Origin of the sequence: Xanthomonas sp. 1678 (assembly GCF_031455575.1) — a bacterium.
GTDB lineage: Bacteria > Pseudomonadota > Gammaproteobacteria > Xanthomonadales > Xanthomonadaceae > Xanthomonas_A.
The window spans coordinates 595,444-615,946 of record NZ_JAVDSZ010000003.1; the positions used below are offsets into that span (position 1 = coordinate 595,444).

Genomic DNA, 20,503 nt, shown 5'->3' on the forward strand with positions numbered 1-20,503 from the left:
AGTGGATGTGACTGCGAATGGCAAGCCCGGCACCGCTGCGCGCGCGGCGACGATCGATCCGGCGCTGCTGCTGGAGACCCAGCGCGCCTTCGATAGCGTTGCCGCCGACTACGACGGCCCGCGCGGCAACAACGAGCTGATCCAGCGCATGCGCACCACCCTGTGGGACACGGTGGCCGCGCAGTTGCCGGTCGGCGCGCGGCTGATCGACCTGGGCTGCGGCACCGGCCTGGACGCCCACGAGTTCGCGCAACGCGGCTATCGGGTGCTGGCCACCGACTGGTCGCCGCAGATGGTGGAGCGCACCCGGCAGCGGGCGCAGGACCCGGCCTTGCAGGGGCGGCTCAGCGCGGCGCACGTCGGCATCCAGCAACTGGATCGCCTCGACGGCGAGTTCGACGGCATGTATTCCAACTTCGGCCCGCTGAACTGCGCGCCGGACCTGCCCGCGGTGGCCGCCGAATGCGCGCGCCTGCTGCGCCGCGACGGGCGCCTGGTGTTCTCGGTGATCGGGCGCCTGTGCCCGTGGGAAGTGGGCCACTACGCGCTGCGCGGGCGCTTCCGCCGCGCCGCGGTGCGTGGCGCGCGCGGAGTCACCGCGGTGGGCATGAACGGGCACACCATCTGGACCTGGTACTACCTGCCACGCGAGTTCTACCGCGCGTTCTCCGCGCATTTCGAGCTGGAATCCTATCGCGCGCTCAGCCTGTGCCTGCCGCCGCCGTACTTGGTCGACCACTACCGCCGCCACCCGCGCTGGGGTGAACGCCTGGGCCGGCTGGACGACCGCATCGGCGGCTGGCCGCTGCTGCGCGACATGGGCGATCACTTCCTGATCGTGATGCGCAAGCGCTGAACGATGCGCGCGCTTTCCGCTGCCGCCGAAGTCTGCCTGCACGGCGCGCGCCTGGCCACGCCGGCCGGCGCGCTGCGCGCGTCCCTGGCGTTGCGCGGCGCGCGCGTCGCCGCCGCGCCGGCCACTGCGGCATACCGGATCGCGCTGCACGGGCACCTGGTGTTTCCGGGGCTGATCAATGCGCACGAGCACCTGCAGGTCAACGCGGTGCCGCCGCTGCCGCAGACCGCGCCGTTCGCCAACAGCTACGCTTGGATCGAGGCATTCGCTGCGCATTTCCGCGACCCCGCCGTCGCCGCCGCGCTGCGGCTGCCCAAGGCGCTGCGCCTGCGCCACGGCGCGCTGAAGAACCTGCTCGCCGGCGTCACCTGTGTCGCCCACCACGATCCGTGGCATGCCGAACTGGACGCAGCGGACTTCCCGGTCGCGCTGCTGCGCGAGTTCGGCTGGAGCTACGCCTTGCACGGCCCCGACTACGGCCCGCCGCTGGCGCAGAGCTTCGCCGCGACCGCCGCCGACCATCCATGGATGATCCACCTCGCCGAGGGCACCGATGCGGTCGCCGCCGCCGAACTGGCCGAACTGGACCGGCGCGGCTGCCTGGCCGCCAACAGCGTGCTGATCCACGGCGTGGGCCTGAGCGCGGCCGACATCGAGCGCGTGCTCGCCTGCGGCGCCGCCGTGGTGTGGTGCCCGTCGAGCAACCTGGCGCTGTTGGGGCGCACGCTGGATCCACGCCGGCTGTATGCGGGCGGGCGCCTGGCGCTGGGCAGCGATTCGCGCCTGAGCGGCGCGCGCGATCTGCTCGATGAACTGCAGGTGGCCGCCGCCAACGGTGTGGATGCAGGGCAGGCGCTGGCGCTGGCGACTACCGCCGCCGCGCGCATCCTGCGTCTGCCCGGACGCGGCAGTCTCGCGGTCGGCAGCGCCGCGGATCTGCTGATCGTCGGCGACCGCGGCGGCGATCCGGCGCATAGCCTGGTTGGCCGTGCACGCAGCGAACTGCGCGCGGTGGTACGCGACGGGCGCCCACGCATCGCCGATCCCGATTTCGCCGACTGGTTCGAGGCCACCGGCGTGGCGGCGGTGCCGGTCACGCTGGACGGTGTCCCGAAGCTGCTGGCCGCCGAGCTGGCCGACCCCGTGCTGCTCGCGCTTGAGCCCGGCCTGGAATTGCAGGGCGATGCGCTTCGCGCGGCCGAGCCGTCGGTCCTGCAGGCGCGCCGCGCATGAGCGCCGTGCCGATCCTGGACCCGTTCGAGGCCTATGCGCTGTGGGCGGCGAGCTATCCGGCGCACGCGCACAACCCGGTGATGCAGGCCGAGCAGCGCGCCATGCTGGCGCTGTTGCCGCCCGCGCTGCACGGCCAGCGCGTGCTCGATGCCGGCTGCGGCAGCGGACGCTATCTGTTGCATGCGCTGCAGCGCCACGCCGCGCACGCCACCGGCGTGGACCTGTCGCCGCAGATGCTCGGCCGCGCCGCGCGCGAACTGGATGCGGCCGGCGCCGGCAATCGCTACACGCTGCGCGAAGGCAGCCTGGACGCACTGCCGGTGGCCGATGCCGCCGCCGACCTGAGCATCTGCGCCCTGACCGTCGGGCATCTGCCGCAGCTGCTGCCGGCGCTGGCCGAACTGCGCCGCGCCACCCGCCCAGGCGGCAGCGTGCTGTGCAGCGACGTGCATCCGATCGGCCACGCGCTGGGCTGGAAGCGCGATTTCAAGGCCGCTGGCCAGCGCTACGCGGTGCGCCATACCCAGCACCTCTACAGCCACTGGCATGCGGCCTGCGCCGCGCTCGGGCTGGCGATCGAGGCGGTGCGCGAACCGATGCTCGATCCTGCCGACATTCCCGCCGGCGCGCACTTCGATCCTGCCGCGCTGCAGGTGCCGGTGGCGCTGGTGTTCCGGCTGCGGCGCCTGCCGTGAGCCTCGCCTTGCGGTCATCTCTCATGCCCTCCACACCGAACACGCTGCTGGTCAATCCGACCATCACCTCGCGCGGCAATGCCCGCTTCCCGCTGGCGCTGCTGAACCTGGCCGCGGCGCTGGACCGCAGCGGCGACAGCCGCATCATCGACGGCAACGTCGATCGCGGCTTCATCGACAGCGCGCTGCAGGCGTTGCAGCAACAACGCTACGACGCGGTCGGCATCAGCGTCATGGGCGGGCCGCAGATCGCGCCGTCGATCGCGCTGTCCACCGCGATCCGCGAACGCTTCCCGGCCATGCCGATCGTCTGGGGCGGCTATTTCCCGACCCTGTACACCAACACCGCGCTGAGCGCGCCGTACGTGGACTATGCGATCCGTGCGCAGGGCGAGGACACGCTGCCGGAACTGGTCGCGGCGTTGCGCGGCGAAGGCCCCGGCCTGGCGCAGATCGACGGGCTGTCGTGGAAACAGGACGGCGCGATCGTGCACAACCGCAATCGCGGCTTCAGCCGCGGCGAGGCGGCACCGGCGCTGCCGTACGCCAAGCTCGGCGACCCGCGCCAGTACCTGGGCCGCAGCTTCCTCGGCCGCCGCACCGCCTCGCACCAGGCCGCGCTGGGCTGCCGGTTCCGCTGCACCTTCTGCGGCGTGGCGGCGATGTTCGGCGGCGCCACCGCGCTACCCACTGCGGCACGACTGGAGCGCGAGTTGCGCTATCTGAAAGAGGAACTGGGCGCCGATTCGATCCAGTTCTTCGACCACAACTTCTTCGACCGCGAGGCGGAGATGATCCCGCTGCTGGAGGTCATGGCCAAGCTGGAGATGCCGTGGTGGTGCTATGCGCGCGCCGACGCGCTGCTCAACCTGTCCGAGAGCACCTGGAAGCTGGTGCGCAAGAGCCGGCTGCGCATGGCTTATATCGGCGCCGAATCGCCGAGCGGGGCGATGCTCAAGGAAATCCGCAAGGGCACGCGCCCGGACCAGACTCTGGAAGTGGCCGAGCTGTGCCGGCGCAACGGGGTGATCCCGGAGTTGTCGTTCATGGTCGCGCCGCCGCAGGACACCGTGCATGCGACCGAGCAGACCTTCGAGTTCATTCGCGAGCTCAAGCGGATCAATCCGCAGTCGGAAATCATCGTCTACGTGTACACGCCGCTGCCGGAAGCCAGCCGCCACGAGAAGGACCGCGGCAAGCGCGCATCGATGCCGCTGCGCGACCTGCACGGCGCGCCGGTGGAGTTCCCGCGCACGCCGGAGGAGTGGACCCAGCCGCAATGGGTGGACTACGCCTGCCACGCCGACGCGCCGTGGCTCGACGACGCGCTGCGCCAGCGCATCCGCGACTTCGTCACCGTGCTCGGCTGCCGCTATCCCACCGCGCAGGACCTGCGTTCGCCGCGCTGGGCCAAGCGCGGCCTGAGCGCGATGGCGGCGTGGCGCTACCGCTACCGGCGCTACGACCGGCCGTGGGAGCTGAACCTGGCCAATTGGCTGGTGCGCCTGCGCCGGCCGCAGGTCTCCGGCATCTAGGCGTGGCGCCTCCCCGCGGAAACCCCATGCACGTCGCCCAGATCAATTTCGTCCGCACGCCGCCGGGACTGGCGCCGGCGCAGGTGTTCGCGCACTGGCCGTCGCTGGCCGACATCTCCGAAGCGGTGGCCAGCGCCGGCACCCGCGTGTCGGTGATCCAGGCCGCCGATGCATCGGCGCAGTTGCTGCGCAACGGTGTGGAATATCACTTCACCGATCCGGGCAATGCTGGCACCAGCAGCCGCGCGCGGCGCATCGCCGGCATCGTGCACGCGATCGGCGCCGACGTGGTCCACGTGCACGGCCTGGAGTTCGCGCGCGAGGCCTGCGCGATGGCGCGGCAGTTGCCGCAGGTGCCGATCCTGTTGCAGGACCATGCCAATCGCCCGCCGCGCTGGTGGCGCCGCTCGCAGTGGCGGCAGTGGTACGCGGCCGCAGCGGGCATCGCCTTCACCTCGCTGGATCTGGCGCGCGCGTTCGTGCATGCCGGGCTGTTCGCGCCGTCCACCCGCCTGTTCGCGATCCCCGAATCCAGCTGCCGCTTCACCCCCGGCGATCGTGACCAGGCGCGGCGCGATAGCGGCCTGCATGGCGCGCCCTGCGTGCTGTGGGTTGGGCACCTGAGCGCCGGCAAGGATCCGTTGACCGTGCTCGAAGGCGTGGCCCGCGCCGCCGCGCGGCTGCCCGGACTGCAGCTGTTCTGCGCGTACGGCAGCGCGCCGTTGCTGGAGGCGGTGCAACAGCGCGTGCAGCAGGATCCGCGCCTGCGCGGGCGCGTGCACCTGCTTGGCAAGGTCGAGCATGCGCAGGTGCAGACGCTGATGCGCGCGGCGGATCTGTTCGTGTCGGGCAGCCTGAGCGAAAGCTGCGGCTACGCGGCACTGGAAGCCTTCGCCTGCGGCACGCTGCCGGTGCTGACCGACATCCCGTCGTTCCGCGCACTCACCGACTGCGGCCGCGTCGGCGAACTGTGGCCGTGCGGCGATGCCGGGCTACTCGCCGAGGCGCTGGTGCATGCCGCCGCCGAACGGCCGTCGCCAGAGCAGGTCCGCGCGCATTTCGATGCGCAGCTGTCGTTCGCGGCGGTGGGCCGGCGCTGGTCGCGCGCCTATGCGCAGCTGCTGGAGCAAGCCGCGCGGAGCGAGGCATGAAGCTGGCACTGGTGGTGCCCGGCGGGGTCGATCGCAGCGGCGAGTACCGCGTGATCCCGGTACTGCTGACCCTGATCGAACGCTTGGCGCGCAGCCACGAGCTGCATGTGTTTGTGCTGCACCAGGAGCCTGCGCCGGCATGCTGGGAGTTGCTCGGCGCGCGCATCCACAACATCGGCGACGGCCGCACCCGCCTGCGCGCGGTCGCCGCGATCCGCGCCGAGCATCGCCGGGCGCCGTTCGACCTGGTGCAATCGATCTTCTCCGGCCACTGCAGCCTGATCGCGGTGGCCGCCGCGCGCTTGCTGGGGCGGCCGAGCCTGGTGCACATCGCCGGCGGCGAACTGGTCGCGCTGCATGCCATCGGCTACGGCGGACGGCGCAAATGGCAGGGCCGGCTGCGCGAGGCGCTGGTGCTGCGGCTGGCCGACGCGGTCACCGCGGCCAGCGCGCCGATCGTCGATGCCCTGCAGGCGCTGGGCATCGCCGCCGAACGCGTGCCGCTGGGCGTGGACCTGCGCGCCTGGCCGCAGCGCGCACCGCGCCGCCGCGATGGCGGCATGGCGCAGCTGCTGCACGTGGCCAGCCTCAACCGGGTCAAGGACCAGCCGACGCTGCTGCGCGCACTGGCGGCGCTGGCGCGTGCCGGGGTCGCGTTCCGCATCGACATCGTCGGCGTGGACACGCTCGACGGCGAGATGCAGCACCTGGTCGCGCAGCTGGGGCTGTCGCAGCAGGTGCGCTTCCTCGGTTTCAAGACCCAACGCGAACTGCGCCCGCTGGTGGAGGCCGCCGATCTGCTGGTGCTGTCGTCGCTGCACGAAGCCGGGCCAATGGTGCTGCTGGAAGCGGCGGTAGCCGGCGTGCCCACCGTCGGCACCGGGGTAGGGCACCTGCTGGAATGGGCACCGTCGGCGGCGCTGGCGGTGCCGACTGGCGACTGGGCGGGCCTGGCCGAAGCCTTGCGCCAGGTCCTGGCCGACGACGAACTGCGCCTGCGCCTGGCCTGGTCCGCGCAGTGCCGCGCGGTGCGCGAGGACGCCGAGCACACCGTGCGCAGCTTCAACACGCTGTACCGGCGGTTGTGTCCAAAACGCGCGTGAGCGCACGTATCCAATGTAGGAGCGGCTTCAGCCGCGACAGGCACTATCGGCAACGCCTGTAGCGGCTGAAGCCGCTCTACCTAACGCGGCGCGTACCCCTGCAAAGCGCTGCGCACCGCATACAACGCATCCATGCGCGGCACCGGACGCAGCAGGCGCAGCAGCACGCGCCGCCGCTGCGGCAGGGCGACCCAGGATTGGCCCTGCAACCACAGCTGGGTGCGGATCATGTCGGCGCGCTCCTGCCGGCTTTCCGGCGAAGGCTGCAGCCGCTGCCGCAGATAGCGCAGCACCTCGCCGAGCGAGCGCGCCCATTCGATCCCGGGCAGCGCCGGCAGCCACAGCTGCGAACACGAGGTGCGGGTCAGGTCCAGCCGCCGCGAGACCAGCCGCAGCAGCGGCGGGCACTGCGCGCGCAACTGCGCCAGCACCGGCTTCGGAATCGCCGTGCGGTAGTAGCGCAGCACCAGCTGCAACGGCGGCAGCGCCCACCACGGCGCGCCATCGGCGGCGTCGCACAGCACGCGCCAGTCCTTGCCGCTCATCCGCGTGGCCAGCAGCGAGATATCGTGCAGATGCATCAAGCGCAGGCTGCGGCTACAGATGCCGCCAGCCGCGTGCAGCAGCAGATGGCTCATCAGCGCGCCGTTGGACGGGTAGGGGTTCAGCCCCGGGCGGCTGTCGCGCGGGAAGATGCGCTCGCTGATATCGACCGTAGCCAGCGGCAACCGCTCCTGGATGCGCAGGTGCAGCTCGATGTTGATCGGCGTGTCGCGATGCTCGCCCAGGCTGGCGACGGGCTGCGCCTGCGCCGGGCGGAAGGTCTGGTGCTTCCACTGCGCGAACTCGGCCACGTAGCCGAGCTCTTCCAGCAGCGCCCCCACCTGCGCCGCATCCTCGGCGCGCACCAGCAGGTCGATGTCGGCCATCGGCCGGTCGCCAGGCAGGTACAGGCCTTGCGCGTGCAAGGCCGCGCCCTTCAGCGGCACGATCGCCACGCCGGCGACCTGCGCCAGCGCATCGATCCGCTCCAGCAACGCGGCGATGCGCCGGTAGCGGTGGGCGACGTGCTCGCGTTGCTCGGCCAGGAATGCGCTCCAGTCGCGATCGGGCCACACCGACAGCCGGCTCAGCAACGGCCCGATGCCGTGCGCGGCGGTCGCCGCCGCGGCCAGCTGCCATTGCAGCCGGTTCCACTGCGGCATCGGGTTGCCCGGCCGCGCCAGCTCGCGCGCCAGGGTTTCGGTCGCCAGCCGCAAGCCGCTGCCGACCTGCTTCAACGCAGGCTGCGTCGCGTGCTCGGCAAATGAATCGATGAAGGGATCGGCGGAGGAGGGCGCCTGCACTTGCGGGGGCGCGTGCGCGGTCATTGGCGCTGCGCCAGCGGGATGCGGCGGTCGGAGGCGATGGCTGCGGTCGGTAGGGCGGCGTCGGTCCGGTGCTGGCCTTCGCTGGCGATCAATGCGTCCCACTGTGCATCCAGTGCCGCCCAGTCCTGTGCATAGTCCAGCGGCGGCCGCGTGGCTTCGGTGCGCTGCAGGTCCACCTGCCGGTGCAGCAGATCGCGCACCCGCCGGTAGAACTCCGAGTCGTAGGCGCCATGGAACATCATCGCCAGGTCGTCGCTGTCCTGCCAATGGGTCTTGCGGCCGAGCTGGTTCTTCACCTGCTGGTAGAACTTGGTGCCGGGCAGCGGATACGACACGCTGACGCCGATGTCGTCCGGGCGCGCCGTCGCCACCAGCGCACGGGTGGCGAGGATGTCGTCCAGTTGCTCGTCCAGGTAGCCGAGCTGCAGGAAGAAACCGACGCGGATGCCGTGCGCACCCAGGCGCTGGCGCGCGGCGATCACGTCCTCCACCGCGGTGCCCTTGGTCATCTTGTCGAGGATGCGCTGGCTGCCGCTTTCCGCGCCGATCCACGCTTCCGCGCAGCCGGCGCGGGCCAGCGCGGCGGCCATGCGTTCGCTGCCGAGATCGGCGCGGGTCTGGATCGTGAACGGAATCGAGCCATCGGCCGCGGCCAGCACCGCGGCGAATTCTTCCACCCAGTCGATGTGGAAGCCGAAGATGTCGTCGGCCATCCAGATATGGTCGGGGGCGAAGGCGCGCTTGAGGTGGATCATTTCCGCGGCCACTTCCGGCGCGCTGCGGCGCTTGTAGTGGTTGCCCCAGATCGGCTTGGCGCACCAGTTGCAGCGGAACGGGCAACCGCGCGAGGCGGCCATGTTCAGGCTGAAGTAGCCATGCCGCTGCAGCCACAGGCGCCGGTAGCGCTCGATATCGACCAGGTCCCAGGCGGCCAGGCCGGACAGGCGCGGATCCGGCGGCCGCGCGCCGATCTGCGCGCGCTTGAGCTGCGGCAGCGCGGCGGTGGCGACATCGGCCACGTCCTCTACCCAGGCCGCGGCATCGATGTCGGGCGTTTGCTGCAGCCGCTCGACCAGTTCCAGCAGCGGCGCGATGCCTTCGCCGATCAGCACCGCGTGCGCGCCGGCGGCCAGGAACGCTTCGGGATGGTCCGACGCGTCGGAGCCGGCCACGATCACCCGGCTGCCGCCGGCACGCGCCTCGGCGATCATCCGGCAGGCGGCCTCGCGCATCCGGCTCAGGCACATCTTGGTCAGGAAATTGAAGTTGTCCTCGTAGAACACCACCAGGTCCGGCTGCGCCGCGCGCAGCGAGGCCTGGTAGTCCTCCACGCCGTCGGCCAGCATCGCGTCGAACAGCGTCACCTCGTGCCCGTGCCGGCGCAGCAGCGTGGCCACCTGCAGCGTGGCCAGCGGCGGATACGGCTTGCCGCGCTCCCATTGCTTGGGGTCGTAGCGCAGGAAGTAGGAGTGGCTGACCTGGATCTTTGGCATCGGCGGAAGGGTCTCGTTCGGCGCCGGCAACGAATGCCGCGGCGCATGCAGCAATGGCCGCGCACAGGTGGCCGTGCCGTAAGTGCCGACGGCGCGGTCTTTGGTTGTGCGCGCTGCGCAGGTGGGTCGGCGCGTGCGGCCCGCACAACCTTTGCTGCCGCTGCACGCACTCACGCGCATCGACTCCATGGACCCATTCCCGATGCAGCCCTCGACCGTGCGCACGCAACGCTGGGAGCCTGTGGCCAGCACTGCCGCAACGCAGGCTGGGGTTGCCGGCGATCCGTTCCACGACCGGCTGCGGCGCGACCACGTCCTCAGCAAGCAACTGCTGGGTGGCCGCTTCCGCTTCGAAAGCAACAGCGAGGCCTTGCTGCAGTTGGTCGAAGCGGCGTTCGGCGGCGTGCCGCCGCACCAGTTGCCGGAGGCAGCCGACTTCCATATCGAACTGAACCTGGTCGCGCGCCACGACGCACCCTATATGTTCGCGCTACAGCCGCCGCCGGTGCAGACCCATTCCGGCGCCGGCGTGCTGTGCGGGGTCATCGACGCCGACAACTACATGGTGCTGATGCCGGACCAGGGCAGGGCGCTGCTGGTGGTGTCGGAAGACATGCTCGCCCATCCCTACCATGTGCGTTACGAACTGATCGAGTTCGCGGTGTTCGTGCTGGCGGCGCGCGCGATGCGCCTGGTGCCGCTGCACGGTGCCTGTGTCGGCGCCGGCGGGCGCGGCGTGCTGCTGCTCGGCGCCAGCGGTGCGGGCAAGTCCACGCTGGCCCTGCACAGCATGCTGCGCGGGCTGGAATTCCTCGCCGAGGATGCGCTGTTCGTCGAGCCGCAGCGCATGCTCGCCACCGGCATCGGCAACTTCCTGCACCTGCGCCCGGATCTGCTGCGGTTGGTCGACGAGCAGACCCGCGCCTGGATCGCCGCCGCGCCGACGATCCGGCGCCGCAGCGGCGCGCTCAAGCACGAAGTCGATATCCGCAACGGCCGCGCATGCCTGGCGCCTGCGCCGTTGCAGCTTGCCGGCGCAGTGTTCGTCTCCAGCACGGCCGCCGCGGATCCGCAGCAACTGTTGCGGCCCGTCGCCGAGCACGAGGTGCTCGATCGCCTGACCGTCGACCAGCCGTACGCTGCCGCGCAACCGGGATGGTCGCTGTTCGCGCGCCAGCTGCAGCGGCTGGGCGTGTACGAACTGCAGCGCGGCGCGCATCCGGATGCGTCGGTCGATGCCGTGCTGCAGTTGCTGCGATGAGTGCGGCGACGACGAGCGGATGCCGGCCATGAGAACGGAGGCCTCGCGCGCAGGCGAGGGCGGTCGCGGCGCCATGCTCGCAGTGGCGCGGCGTGCAGACGCCTCGCAGCCCGCCACGCCGATCGGCGAACGGGCGCTGTCCCCAGGCCGTCACCGATGACCGCGCGCCACACCGCGCCCGACCCAGGGCCGCCGCTGCTGCGCACCTTCATCGCCACCCTGGATCGTGGCGAGCGGATGCGCATCTGTCTCTACGTCGTGCTGTCGTTGGTCTGCGCGCTGGCCGGCGCCGTCGCCACGGTCGCCCTGGTGCCGCTGGTGCAACCCGGGCATGCGCTGACGCTCGGCGGCCACGTGCTCGCATTGCCCGACGGCGTCTTCGCCCAGGCGGCGATCTTCGTCGTCGCCAGCGCCGCTTTCGCCCTGCTGCGCTGGACGGGCGCGCGGCTGGCCGCTGAGCTGGCCAGCGGCCACGCGGTGCGCCTGCGCCGCCAGGTGCACGCGCGCCTGCTCGACGCGCCGCTGCCGGCGCTTGCCGACGCCAGTTCGGCGGAAATCGCCAACGTGCTCACCTACAACATCGAGATCATCGTCCAGGGCTTCAGCGCCTTGCTGCAGTTGCTGGTAGCCGCCATCACCGCCGGCGTCAGCCTGGGCATCGCCTTTCTGGTGTCGCCCATCCTGGTGCTGGCGCTGCCGCCGCTGCTGGGCTTGGCCGTGCTCGCGTTCCGCATCTCCGGCCACGAACAGGCGCGGGTCAGCCGCCAGTACGTCGCCGACATGACCCGGCTGTTCTGGCTCAGCGAGGATTTCCCGCGGCGCCTGCGCCACGTGCGTTCGTTCGAACGCGAAGACCTGGAGAAAAGCGGCTACGACGCGATCTCCAGCCGGCTCAGCCATGGCTACTGGCGGCAACAGGCACTGGTCGCCTCGGGCCGGCTGCTGCTCGAACTCAGCGCCGTCGCCGCCATCGCCGCGATCATGCTACTGGCCGGCCTCTGGCACGGCATCGACCGCGGCGCGCTGATCACCGTAGGCCTGTTGCTGGGCCGGCTGCTGCCGTATCTGGTCTCGACCCGGCAGAGCTTCCAGCAACTGCGTTCGGCGGCGCCCGCGCTGGAGTTATGGCAGCACTATGTGGGTCTGGGGACGGCGAGGGCGGTGCCGGCAATGCCGCACGCGGCCGCACCCATGCATGGCCCGCTGCGGATCCACCGAATCGGCCTGGCGCCGCCGCTGGCCGCGGTCGCGATCGGCGAACTGATCCTGGCGCCCGGCAGCATGACCTTGATCTGCGGACACTCCGGTGCCGGCAAGAGCAGCCTGATGGACGTGCTCGCTGGTATGGTCGAACCGCGCGCGTTCGCGGCCCAATGCGATGGGCAAACGTTGGATTTTACGGCGTACCGCGCCTTGGTCCGGCATGGCGCCTATGTCGGCCAGAGCGTGCGCCCGTGGCAGCACACGGTACGCGACTGCCTCGCCTGGGCCGAGCCGGGCGCCAGCGAAGCGGCGATGTGGCAGGCGCTGCGCGACGTCGGCCTGGCCGCCCGCCTGCAGGCGGGCGCGCAGGGCCTGGACACGACCTTGAACAGCGCCGCCGCCAAGCTTTCCGGCGGCGAACTGCAGCGCCTGCTGCTGGCGCAGGTGATCCTCAGGCAACCGCGGATCGCCTTGCTCGACGAAGCCACCAGCGCACTCGACGCGATCTCGGAGAAGCACGTGCTGTCGACGCTGCGGCAACGCCTGCCGCGCACCGCGCTGGTCGTCGTGTCGCACCGGACCAGCCTGTCCGCTGTGGCCGATCGCTGCCTGCACATGCAGCGCCCGAGCTCCACGCCAATCCCGATGGCGCAGCGACCGCTCTGATCGGCCGCGCGGGCGAGGTGCGATCCGCGACGGCCCGCTGCGCTGCGAAACACGATCGCGACGGTATTGCCGCCTCACACGGAACAGTCTACCGTCCATGGCCTCGACAGCGATGCGTGCCCGCTGCTCGCCGAACCATCGCCCTACGCATCGGCCGCCCGTCACGGGCGATGGCGCAAGGAAGGGGCAGGGCGGACACCTGGCCGCCAGAGGAGCGGCGTTCTGAACGACACGATGACCAGCAGCGCCCGCGAACTGTTGAAATGGATCGCCTTGCTGCTGATGACCGGCGATCACGTAGCGAAGGTGCTGGCCCATGGCTATGTCCCGATCGTGTCCGAACTCGGTCGCGTCGCGTTTCCGCTGTTCGCCCTGGTCATGGCCTACAACCTGGCCCAGCCAGGTGCCGACGTACTCAAGTCCGTGCGCCGGTTGCTGCTGTGGGGCATCGTGGCGCAGCCGGTGCACGGACTCGCGTTCGGCTACTGGGCGCCGTTCAACATATTGCTCAGCTTCGCCCTGGCCGCCGCCGCGATCTGGAGCATCCAGCAACGGCAATGGATCTTGCTCGGTATGTGCGTCCTGGCAGCGCCGCCATTGGTGGACTACAACTGGGCCGGACTGATCCTGGTGCTGGCCGCCTGGTGGGTGTTTCGTTTGCACGCGGTGCCGCATGCGTCACACCAGGGCGCCCCCCGGCACGGCTTCCGCCACGTGATTGAACACCGCTACCTGCGCATCGCCGTGCTCATCGCGGCGTTCGGACCGTTGTGCTGGTGGAACGGCAACGGCTGGGCCTTGCTGGCACTGCCAGCGGTGGCGCTGCTGGCGAACCGCCATTTCCCCATTCCACGAACGCGCTGGGCGTTCTATCTCTACTACGTGGGGCATCTGGCGGTGCTTGCGGTGCTGGCGCGAACGATGGCCGTACATGCCGCCTGACATCGGGGCGCCGCATCTGTCTAAGCGTGCGCTTCACTCCTCACATATCATCTCTGCCACGGGGGGGAGCATGGATGTTCGTGTCTTAGGGCTGTTCTTGTTGCTTTCGGCGTCCGCTTTGTCTGCGCAGACGCGCTCAGCCGCTGGCCGCGGCATCGAGCGTGTGAACCCGAATCGCAATGTCACTGCGGTTCCGAAGCTCGATTGTCGCAAGCTTCTTGCTAGCGATCCTCGGCCATGGGTACATGCATATTGCGAGCATGTCGACTTCGCGATGCAGGACGGCATGTCCCGCGCCTGGGGACGTCCTCGGCCATCTTCGGTTCTTCTCGATATCCCTGCACTTGGTACCGCTGAAGCCAAGGCTTCCGGCGTCTCATGTTCCGAGGGCCGTGTGATCCGCAGAGTGGGCAATGGCTGGGAGCAAGCGCTCGATCAGCAGCGTAACTATCTGCGCTGCCGACCCTCGGTAGAGCTGCCGGCGATATCCATTGGTCAATGACCGGGTGGGGCTTGCCACTGTGTACGCCTTATCCTGCGATCGATCCACCTTGCAAGGCGAGATGGAGCCGGCTCGAGGCTTACCAGGGGCAAGAGCAATGCCAGCAAGAATGGTGGCAACCCGCCCCAGCAACACGGAGGCTTTAACATAATATACATTATGCGAAATTCGCTACGGGTCCGGGCGCGCTGGATCTGGCTCCGGCGCCGCTCGACTGATGGTGAGCTGGCGTGGGAGCTACCGCCGATCGTGGACCAGACCTTGGTGGCGGCCGGCCTTAAGGCCAAGCTTGAGCCGTGGACCTTGGCCACCGTGCGGCATCGGGTCGCCGTGCTGTCCACCGCGCACAGGCTCAAACAGGCGACCAATCCCTGTGAATAGCCAGCGATCTGCACCGTGCTCAGCCGCGCCGCCCGAGCCGCAGTCAAGCGCGGCGAGCGGCCGCGCAAGAAGACCGCCATCACCCTACCCGAGCTGGAATCCATGCTGGCCACCTGCGACGACAGCCTGGAAGGAATACGGGATCGCGCCCTACTCTGCTTCGGGTTTGCCAGCTGCGGCCGCCGGCGCAGCGAGATCGCCGCTGCCGATCTGCGCGACCTGCGCCGAATCGGCGACCTGGGCTATATCTACCGCCTAGAGCACAGCAAGACCCAGCAGGCCGGCGTTACCGCCACTTCGACGCCCGACAAACCGGTGCTCGATCGGGCCGCCCTCGCCCTTGAGGACTGGCTGGCCACCGCCGGGATCACCGAGGGGGCGATCTTCCGACGGCTGTGGAAGCAGCGCGTCGGCCCTGCCCTTTCGCCTGCTGCGGTCGGGGAGATCGTGCAGGGGCGGGCGCGCCTGGCGGGGCTGGAGGGAGATTTTGGAGGTCACAGCCTCAGGTCGGGGTTCGTGACCGAGGCGAGCCGCCGGGGTGTCTCTCTGCCGGCGATCATGCAGCTGACGGAACACCGGGCGGTTTCGAGCGTGATCGGATACTTCCAGATGGGCGGCGCCACGGCGAATCCCGCTGCTCGTCTTCTAGAAGACTGATCAATCTCCTTCATGTGATGAGTGCGAGCGGGTTGCAACGGGTGTCGGGCCGCGCTCGCGGAGTGCCCGGCTCGGCTAAAAGACCGCTACACGCGCGGGGCGACACGAACCGCAGTGCGGATATCGGCAATGCGCGCGCCGCTGGTGCGCAAGGTCTGCCGCAGCTCGTTAAACACTGGGGCATGGCCGGTTGGGTCATCGAGCGTCAGGATCACGGCGAAAGGCACACCTTCGTCCGGGAACTCGACGTCGGTACGACACAACGAGTCCACGACCAGCCGCCACTGCGAGGAATTGCCCTTACCGCGCGGGAAGACTTGGTCGAAGCGCTTGATCGGCCACCACTTGCGACCGTGATCCAGCAAGTGCTTTTCGTAGATCTTGCCTTCCGATTTCAGGCGTCCAGTCCAGCTGACTTCCCCCGTGGTGGTGTCGATCTGCTCTTGGCGCAGGTACGCATCGACGTTGACGCGCACGTACTCGGCGCCAAAGCGGCCATGCGTGGGGGTGCGATAGGCCAAGGTCATGCGCGCACGACCGCGGCATGCGCCGGTGTCACTGACCAAGCTTGCCGGCCACGTGAAGTTGAACTCCAACTCGTGGGAAGCCTGCAACGTGCCCACGAAAGCCAAGGTGATGGCGTGGTCGTCAGTCAACAGCATGTCTAGCGCATGGCTGGGGATGCCGTGGCCAACAAAGTCGGACGCGAAGTTACTCACGTGGGCATCGGCCAGCGGCGCGGGCATTTGCGCGTGATGTACGAGCATGCCGATCAGTGTCTCGCGCTGCACCTCGCCTTCGATCAAGTGATCCAACGAAGCCAAGATGCGGGCCGCCAGGGGGGGCGGCGTAACTGGTCCCCATGCCAGCCACGGTCGCGCCGTCAGGGCCGAGCGAATGCAAGCTGCCAACGTGGGCCACATCCGGCTTAAGGCCCAGCGCCGTACTGGGGCCACGACGCGTGTACACCGCCGGTCGCAGTTGGCCGGCGCCATCTGGCGGATCGGTCGCGCCGACTGATACCGCGCGCACGCTTTCGGCCGGCTGAAACATGCGGTCCTGACCGGGGAAACGATAGCCAGCGAGCATGGGCGGCACGTCGACGGGCCGGTCGGGCCACGGCGGCCGACACAACCCGCCGTTGAGGTTGCCAGCGGGCAGCACGAAGAGCACGTCGTGCTTGTCGGCGATCTCGTCGATCAGGGTAGCGTAATCGCTGTAGCCGGCGTCCGACACCGGCCGTTCAATCGACAGACTCATATTGAATACACGCGCGCCTTGCGCGATCGCCGCAGGCAGTTCGGCGTCCAACTGTTCCAGGAAATCGAGGAACCCGCGCGGGTACACATCGTCGTAAACATCGGCCTGCGTCGGATGCATGCCCAGGTCGTAGAACTTACAGGCGAGCTCGTCGAACGCAGGATGAGGATTGAACACCGACGCCGCCGCCGTCAGGCCGGCGATGAAGGTGCCGTGCGAGCGGTCCTGCTCATCCCCGGGAATCAGGTCGGTACGACCGGCGCACCACGGCTCCAAGGCAGGCAAGGTGGCTACGCCGGTATCTATGATCCCCAGCACGGGGTAGTCCGCATTGCCCTGCGGTGGTGCGATCGGCGCGGGCCCGCCCGCCGGTACGCCGGCCGCATGCTCGGCTTCCACAATCGGCGGCAAAGCCACGCGCCGCACGATGGGCTGCTCGTCCAAGAAACGCAGCAAGGATTCATGCGCCGCGACCGACCGGGTCTGCAAGCGCAGCAACAACAGCCGCACGCTCTTCCATCGCGGCCCCGTATCTTCGATCTCCAGCGGCAGACCCAAACGCGCGAGGCCTTGCTGCAGCTCTGCGTACGCTTCCATCGCGCGAGCGCGCAACTGGCGCGCCTTTTGATCCAGGACCTGGCGTGGGTCGATGAAGGTTTCCACCAGGTAAATGCCGCCGGTGCGCGGATCTGACAGCCAAGCAATCGCTTCCTGGGCCGAGAACGCACGGCGATCGGCAGCGTGGTGCGCGCGCAGCGAGCGGATCGCGCCCACCTCGCCACGGGCACGCGACGGCCGCGGTTCGACTTTGTTGGTCTTCGGGTTGAGGACCTCGCGCACATCTGCTTCCGCTTCGCTGATGCTGTTGCGAATGGCCGCGAGGTTCTCGAGCGTGACTTCGACGATCATGTCGCCCAGATTGGTGCCGCCAACCAACGGCACCTTGGCGGGAGGCATCAGCTTCATTGTCGGGCGATGCGATTTGGCCCAGGCTTCTTCATTGAGCGTTACGTGCACATACGACAGGACCGACCGCTCGCCCCTGTTGAGGGTTCTCCCGATTTGCGCTAGGTCTCCCAACAGCCTGTGCTGGTGCGCCACAAAGGCCGCATTGCGGCCCTTGAAAAAATCCTTGACCTTGCCACCGGGGGTCACCTCGGGGATGCGCTGGTAGTCGTTGGTATTTAGGATGATCTGGAGCGGGTTGTTGGGCATTAACTCACCTCACGGTGCTTGCGTATCCAGCGGCTGATGGTGGATTGGTCCTTGCCGAAGAAGCGCGCAAGGTCATCTTGGGTGAAGGCCAATTCCCGATCGGCCGCCAAGGTGGCGGCCAGCGGCTCCAGGGGGCCGAGCAACAGTTCCCAGCGCGGATGGCTACGGTGATTGGAGCTGAGCAGCGCGTGGATCTTCAAGGCCTCGAGCACGGAAAACTCGGCATGAGGGTTCATCGCGGCCGCGCGCTTGATGGCGTTGGCCAGGGTTTCGATTTCGCTGCCGGTCAACCCTTCGGTTAGCCACGCCAAAAAGCGACGCTCGGACTGCGAAACGTCTAACGGCGTGACATAGCGATTGACGATTTCCAAGCGAGAGCCTAGATCGGGCTTGGGCACGGCCACGCGAATGTCGAAGCGACGCCAAATGGCGCTATCGAGCAGCTGTTCGTGGTTGGTGATGGCGATCGTGATCCCCAGTTCGCTGCGCTGGTCCAGACATTGCAGCAACGTGTTGACCACGCGCTTGATCTCGCCCACCTCGTGCGCATCGTCGCGAACCTTGGCGATGGCATCGAACTCGTCGAGCAGCAGCACGCACTGGTAGCGATTGGCGAAGGAAAACAGCGTTGAGATGTTGCGGGCGGTGGTCCCCAAGTATGAGGAGATCAATCCGTCCAAGCGAGCGGTGACCAAGGGCAAGCCAATCACCCGACTTACGATCTGGGCCAACTTGGTCTTGCCCGTGCCTGGCGCGCCGAACAGCAGGCAGTTCAGCGGCGGCCGAATGCCCATCGCACGCAACCGATCCAGGTGCCGCCACTCTTCGATCAGTGCCTCGACCGAACCACTCAGGCTGCTGTTGAGAACCGGCGCGACGGCCAACTGCAACGTGCCGGGCAACAAAATATCCGCCAGCGGGGCGCCCGTTTCCTTGTCCACTGGCGCACGCACCGCCGGCGTCACTGCCTCGCCCGGCAGCGCTGCACGCGAGAGCACGACGCGACTGGGCTGCATGCGGCCGACCTGCTCTCCGCGTTCGAGCAATTTGGCCAACTGACCGGCCTGCTCCTCCTGACCATCCTTGCGCAGCGCCGCCACTAGGCGCTGCGCGTGCGATGTCACGACCGGACTGGGCTCCTTCAGGGCGGCCCGGAGCAGCGCGAGAATGATTGAAAAATGCTCCATATATGCTAATATTCGATCAGATATGCATCCAGATGAAAAAGTATGCGCCAAAAATCCTTGAAATGCAATTTTTTCGATATTCAGGCGGGACATAAGACCCTGGTGCCCTGCCCCGCTCGCTCGCACCGGGTGAGACGCGCCTCCGCCACTGTGGGGGACCCTACCAAGAAGCTGTCCGGCGTACCTGAGATGCTGGAGAAGCTCAAAGCCTCCGGTCCTTCGCCGGCGCGGCCGTGTTGCTGGGGCGGGCGCGTGAGCGCCTCAACGATGACCTCAATTCCTTCGTCCACGGCGGCATCTACCCGTTCGCGCGCCACCAAGCCAGCTATCCGATCGGCTTGCTGATGGACGTGCTCAAGAACTCCAATGCGATGGGCATGCTGACCCTCCACGTGTTGTCTACGCTGCCGCAGCAAGGCGAGGCCGTCGCGCTGGTGCAGGCGCTGCATGCCGAGTTCGGCGACGCGCTGCTTACTATCGAGCCGCTCCCCTCCTCGACCGGGACTCCCTGATGGGCACGATGATCTGCCTGGCCGTCGGCAAGCTCGAAGTCGACTGGGGCAAGAACAACTTCTTCTCTGACCACGGGGCGCTGTTTCAGGCGAGCGATCTCAAGCCCATTCCGACCTACAACGAAGATGAAGACGATCCGGAAAGCGAGCCGGTCGCTCGGATGGAGCCCGGGTTCGGCAAGCCGTTGCGCCACGTGCGCGATCGCCTGGAGCTGATGGGTTATACCGTGCGCGCCGTCGAGCATCACTACGCGCGCCTACATCGCATGCACGGCATGACGGACAAGCCCATGTCCTTTGCCACGCTGCGACGGGCGCTGGCGAAAGTCGACGTCACCAAGGTCAGCGGCAACTACAGCGAGGACTATGATCCCGGCGAGTTCGTGCGCAAGGAGATCATCAAACGCCTGGCGCTGGGCTCCGAACGCCACCACTACTACCTGTCCGGCCCGCGCCCGGATCACTGGGAAGTGGACTTGCTGCTCGAGAACTTCGGCGCCAGCGGCGCGTTGCGGCTGCTGGCGGAGAACCCCGCCAATCTGGACCTCGACGTATCGTGGGATTACGCGCCGTTGGTAGAGGCCGGCTGGGCGGAGCGCGAGGAATTCCAGCCTGGCGCCGCGCCCGATCAACAGTTCCTGATCGTAACCGAGGGCAGTTCGGACGCGAAGATCCTGCAGAAGGCACTGCATCTGCTACGGCCGCACATCGCCGACTTCTTCCGCTTCGTGGACATGGAAGAGGGCTATCCTTTCGCCGGCACCGGTAACCTGTATCGCTTCACCCAGGGGCTGGCCAGCATCGGCATCCTCAATAACACCGTGCTGCTGTACGACAACGATGCCGAGGGTGTCGCGAAGTGGCGTGATAGCCAGAAGCTGACGCTGCCGCCGAACATGCGCGCCATGAAGCTGCCGGACCTGAAGGCCCTCAAGCAGGTGATGGCGATCGGGCCGTCGGGACGCAAGCGCGCCAACATCAACCAGCGCGCCGCGTCGATCGAGTGCTACCTCGACCTCACGCAACCCGGTTTGCCGGAGCCCGTGGTGAGATGGGGACCGTACAACAAGTCTTCCGAGAGTTACCAGGGCGAGCTCGAGCACAAGACGCGGTTTATGAAGGCGTTCCTTGACCTCCGTAGTGCCGACGCCCCCTACGACTTTTCCAAGATCGAGGCGGTGCTGGACGCATTGGTGGCCGAATGCGTCGCGATCGCCGAGCACAATTTCTTCGCCTCCAAAGGCTCCAGGATCGAACCGTGGAAATAGCTCATCGAGACGA

General features: G+C 68.4%; 17 protein-coding genes and 1 pseudogene. 13 read left to right on the plus strand and 5 right to left on the minus strand.

Annotated elements, in window-relative coordinates; all coding sequences use genetic code 11:
• Nucleotides 1–7: 7 nt before the first annotated feature.
• The 6 genes from J2Y70_RS08770 to J2Y70_RS08795 are packed head-to-tail and all read left to right on the plus strand — an operon-like array spanning nt 8 to nt 6,573.
• Nucleotides 8–856 (plus strand): class I SAM-dependent methyltransferase, encoded by an 849-nt coding sequence (locus tag J2Y70_RS08770; RefSeq protein ID WP_309915950.1) that lies wholly within the window; start codon nt 8–10, stop codon nt 854–856.
• Between the two features lie 3 nt (nt 857–859).
• Nucleotides 860–2,089: an amidohydrolase family protein gene (locus J2Y70_RS08775; RefSeq protein WP_309915953.1), complete on the plus strand. Its 1,230-nt coding sequence runs from the start codon at nt 860–862 to the stop codon at nt 2,087–2,089.
• Nucleotides 2,086–2,784 (plus strand): class I SAM-dependent methyltransferase, encoded by a 699-nt coding sequence (locus J2Y70_RS08780; protein WP_309915956.1) that lies wholly within the window; start codon nt 2,086–2,088, stop codon nt 2,782–2,784. The genes J2Y70_RS08775 and J2Y70_RS08780 overlap by 4 nt, the downstream gene beginning before the upstream one ends.
• A gap of 23 nt (nt 2,785–2,807) precedes the next feature.
• The gene (locus J2Y70_RS08785; protein WP_309915958.1) at nt 2,808–4,319 is read left to right on the plus strand and encodes a radical SAM protein; all 1,512 of its coding nucleotides are present in this window, start codon (nt 2,808–2,810) and stop codon (nt 4,317–4,319) included.
• 26 nt (nt 4,320–4,345) lie between these two features.
• Nucleotides 4,346–5,470, plus strand: coding sequence for a glycosyltransferase family 4 protein (locus J2Y70_RS08790; protein ID WP_309915960.1), 1,125 nt, complete (start codon nt 4,346–4,348; stop codon nt 5,468–5,470).
• Nucleotides 5,467–6,573: a glycosyltransferase family 4 protein gene (locus J2Y70_RS08795; RefSeq protein WP_309915962.1), complete on the plus strand. Its 1,107-nt coding sequence runs from the start codon at nt 5,467–5,469 to the stop codon at nt 6,571–6,573. Before J2Y70_RS08790 ends, J2Y70_RS08795 begins: the two co-directional genes overlap by 4 nt.
• 80 nt (nt 6,574–6,653) lie before the next feature.
• Here J2Y70_RS08795 and J2Y70_RS08800 read toward each other — a convergent pair whose 3' ends face one another.
• Nucleotides 6,654–7,943, minus strand: coding sequence for a nucleotidyltransferase family protein (locus J2Y70_RS08800; RefSeq protein ID WP_309915965.1), 1,290 nt, complete (start codon nt 7,941–7,943; stop codon nt 6,654–6,656).
• Nucleotides 7,940–9,436, minus strand: coding sequence for a radical SAM protein (locus J2Y70_RS08805; RefSeq protein WP_309915968.1), 1,497 nt, complete (start codon nt 9,434–9,436; stop codon nt 7,940–7,942). The genes J2Y70_RS08800 and J2Y70_RS08805 overlap by 4 nt, the downstream gene beginning before the upstream one ends.
• A 202-nt stretch (nt 9,437–9,638) precedes the next feature.
• Between J2Y70_RS08805 and J2Y70_RS08810 the strand changes: the two genes are divergently transcribed.
• From J2Y70_RS08810 to J2Y70_RS08830, 5 genes and pseudogenes are all read left to right on the plus strand, one after another.
• Complete coding sequence (locus J2Y70_RS08810; RefSeq protein WP_309916272.1) at nt 9,639–10,697, plus strand: serine kinase; 1,059 nt, start codon at nt 9,639–9,641, stop codon at nt 10,695–10,697.
• 156 nt (nt 10,698–10,853) lie between these two features.
• Nucleotides 10,854–12,566 carry an ABC transporter ATP-binding protein gene (locus tag J2Y70_RS08815; RefSeq protein ID WP_309915972.1) on the plus strand — a complete coding sequence of 571 codons (1,713 nt, stop codon included), beginning with the start codon at nt 10,854–10,856 and terminating at the stop codon, nt 12,564–12,566.
• A 234-nt stretch (nt 12,567–12,800) separates the two neighbouring features.
• Nucleotides 12,801–13,508, plus strand: coding sequence for a TraX family protein (locus J2Y70_RS08820; RefSeq protein ID WP_309916275.1), 708 nt, complete (start codon nt 12,801–12,803; stop codon nt 13,506–13,508).
• A 70-nt stretch (nt 13,509–13,578) separates the two neighbouring features.
• Complete coding sequence (locus J2Y70_RS08825; protein ID WP_263398341.1) at nt 13,579–14,010, plus strand: hypothetical protein; 432 nt, start codon at nt 13,579–13,581, stop codon at nt 14,008–14,010.
• Nucleotides 14,011–14,169: 159 nt separating this feature from the next.
• Nucleotides 14,170–15,048: pseudogene (locus tag J2Y70_RS08830) on the plus strand (site-specific integrase).
• Between the two features lie 86 nt (nt 15,049–15,134).
• Here J2Y70_RS08830 and J2Y70_RS08835 read toward each other — a convergent pair.
• Genes J2Y70_RS08835 through J2Y70_RS08845 form a run of 3 tightly spaced genes read right to left on the minus strand, consistent with a single transcriptional unit; the run spans nt 15,135 to nt 18,803 of the window.
• Nucleotides 15,135–15,854 (minus strand): hypothetical protein, encoded by a 720-nt coding sequence (locus tag J2Y70_RS08835; RefSeq protein ID WP_309915977.1) that lies wholly within the window; start codon nt 15,852–15,854, stop codon nt 15,135–15,137.
• Nucleotides 15,760–17,523, minus strand: coding sequence for a S8 family serine peptidase (locus tag J2Y70_RS08840; protein WP_309915981.1), 1,764 nt, complete (start codon nt 17,521–17,523; stop codon nt 15,760–15,762). The genes J2Y70_RS08835 and J2Y70_RS08840 overlap by 95 nt, the downstream gene beginning before the upstream one ends.
• Nucleotides 17,523–18,803, minus strand: coding sequence for an ATP-binding protein (locus J2Y70_RS08845; protein WP_309915983.1), 1,281 nt, complete (start codon nt 18,801–18,803; stop codon nt 17,523–17,525). Before J2Y70_RS08845 ends, J2Y70_RS08840 begins: the two co-directional genes overlap by 1 nt.
• A gap of 140 nt (nt 18,804–18,943) precedes the next feature.
• Between J2Y70_RS08845 and J2Y70_RS08850 the strand changes: the two genes are divergently transcribed.
• Together J2Y70_RS08850 and J2Y70_RS08855 are read left to right on the plus strand one after the other, a co-directional pair.
• Nucleotides 18,944–19,222 carry a hypothetical protein gene (locus tag J2Y70_RS08850; RefSeq protein WP_309915986.1) on the plus strand — a complete coding sequence of 93 codons (279 nt, stop codon included), beginning with the start codon at nt 18,944–18,946 and terminating at the stop codon, nt 19,220–19,222.
• A complete protein-coding gene (locus J2Y70_RS08855) occupies nt 19,222–20,490 on the plus strand; it encodes a HEPN/Toprim-associated domain-containing protein (protein ID WP_309915989.1) in 1,269 nt (422 codons plus the stop codon). Before J2Y70_RS08850 ends, J2Y70_RS08855 begins: the two co-directional genes overlap by 1 nt.
• Nucleotides 20,491–20,503 lie beyond the last annotated feature (13 nt).

Coding starts and splice junctions, on each gene's coding strand:
- J2Y70_RS08785 (WP_309915958.1), top strand. CDS start 2,808: ATGCCCTCCACACCGAACACGCTGCTGGTCAATCCGACCATCACCTCG.
- J2Y70_RS08800 (WP_309915965.1), bottom strand. CDS start 7,943: ATGACCGCGCACGCGCCCCCGCAAGTGCAGGCGCCCTCCTCCGCCGAT.
- J2Y70_RS08855 (WP_309915989.1), top strand. CDS start 19,222: ATGGGCACGATGATCTGCCTGGCCGTCGGCAAGCTCGAAGTCGACTGG.
- J2Y70_RS08815 (WP_309915972.1), top strand. CDS start 10,854: ATGACCGCGCGCCACACCGCGCCCGACCCAGGGCCGCCGCTGCTGCGC.
- J2Y70_RS08790 (WP_309915960.1), top strand. CDS start 4,346: ATGCACGTCGCCCAGATCAATTTCGTCCGCACGCCGCCGGGACTGGCG.
- J2Y70_RS08845 (WP_309915983.1), bottom strand. CDS start 18,803: ATGTCCCGCCTGAATATCGAAAAAATTGCATTTCAAGGATTTTTGGCG.
- J2Y70_RS08840 (WP_309915981.1), bottom strand. CDS start 17,523: ATGCCCAACAACCCGCTCCAGATCATCCTAAATACCAACGACTACCAG.
- J2Y70_RS08805 (WP_309915968.1), bottom strand. CDS start 9,436: ATGCCAAAGATCCAGGTCAGCCACTCCTACTTCCTGCGCTACGACCCC.
- J2Y70_RS08775 (WP_309915953.1), top strand. CDS start 860: ATGCGCGCGCTTTCCGCTGCCGCCGAAGTCTGCCTGCACGGCGCGCGC.
- J2Y70_RS08810 (WP_309916272.1), top strand. CDS start 9,639: ATGCAGCCCTCGACCGTGCGCACGCAACGCTGGGAGCCTGTGGCCAGC.
- J2Y70_RS08795 (WP_309915962.1), top strand. CDS start 5,467: ATGAAGCTGGCACTGGTGGTGCCCGGCGGGGTCGATCGCAGCGGCGAG.
- J2Y70_RS08780 (WP_309915956.1), top strand. CDS start 2,086: ATGAGCGCCGTGCCGATCCTGGACCCGTTCGAGGCCTATGCGCTGTGG.
- J2Y70_RS08825 (WP_263398341.1), top strand. CDS start 13,579: ATGGATGTTCGTGTCTTAGGGCTGTTCTTGTTGCTTTCGGCGTCCGCT.
- J2Y70_RS08820 (WP_309916275.1), top strand. CDS start 12,801: ATGACCAGCAGCGCCCGCGAACTGTTGAAATGGATCGCCTTGCTGCTG.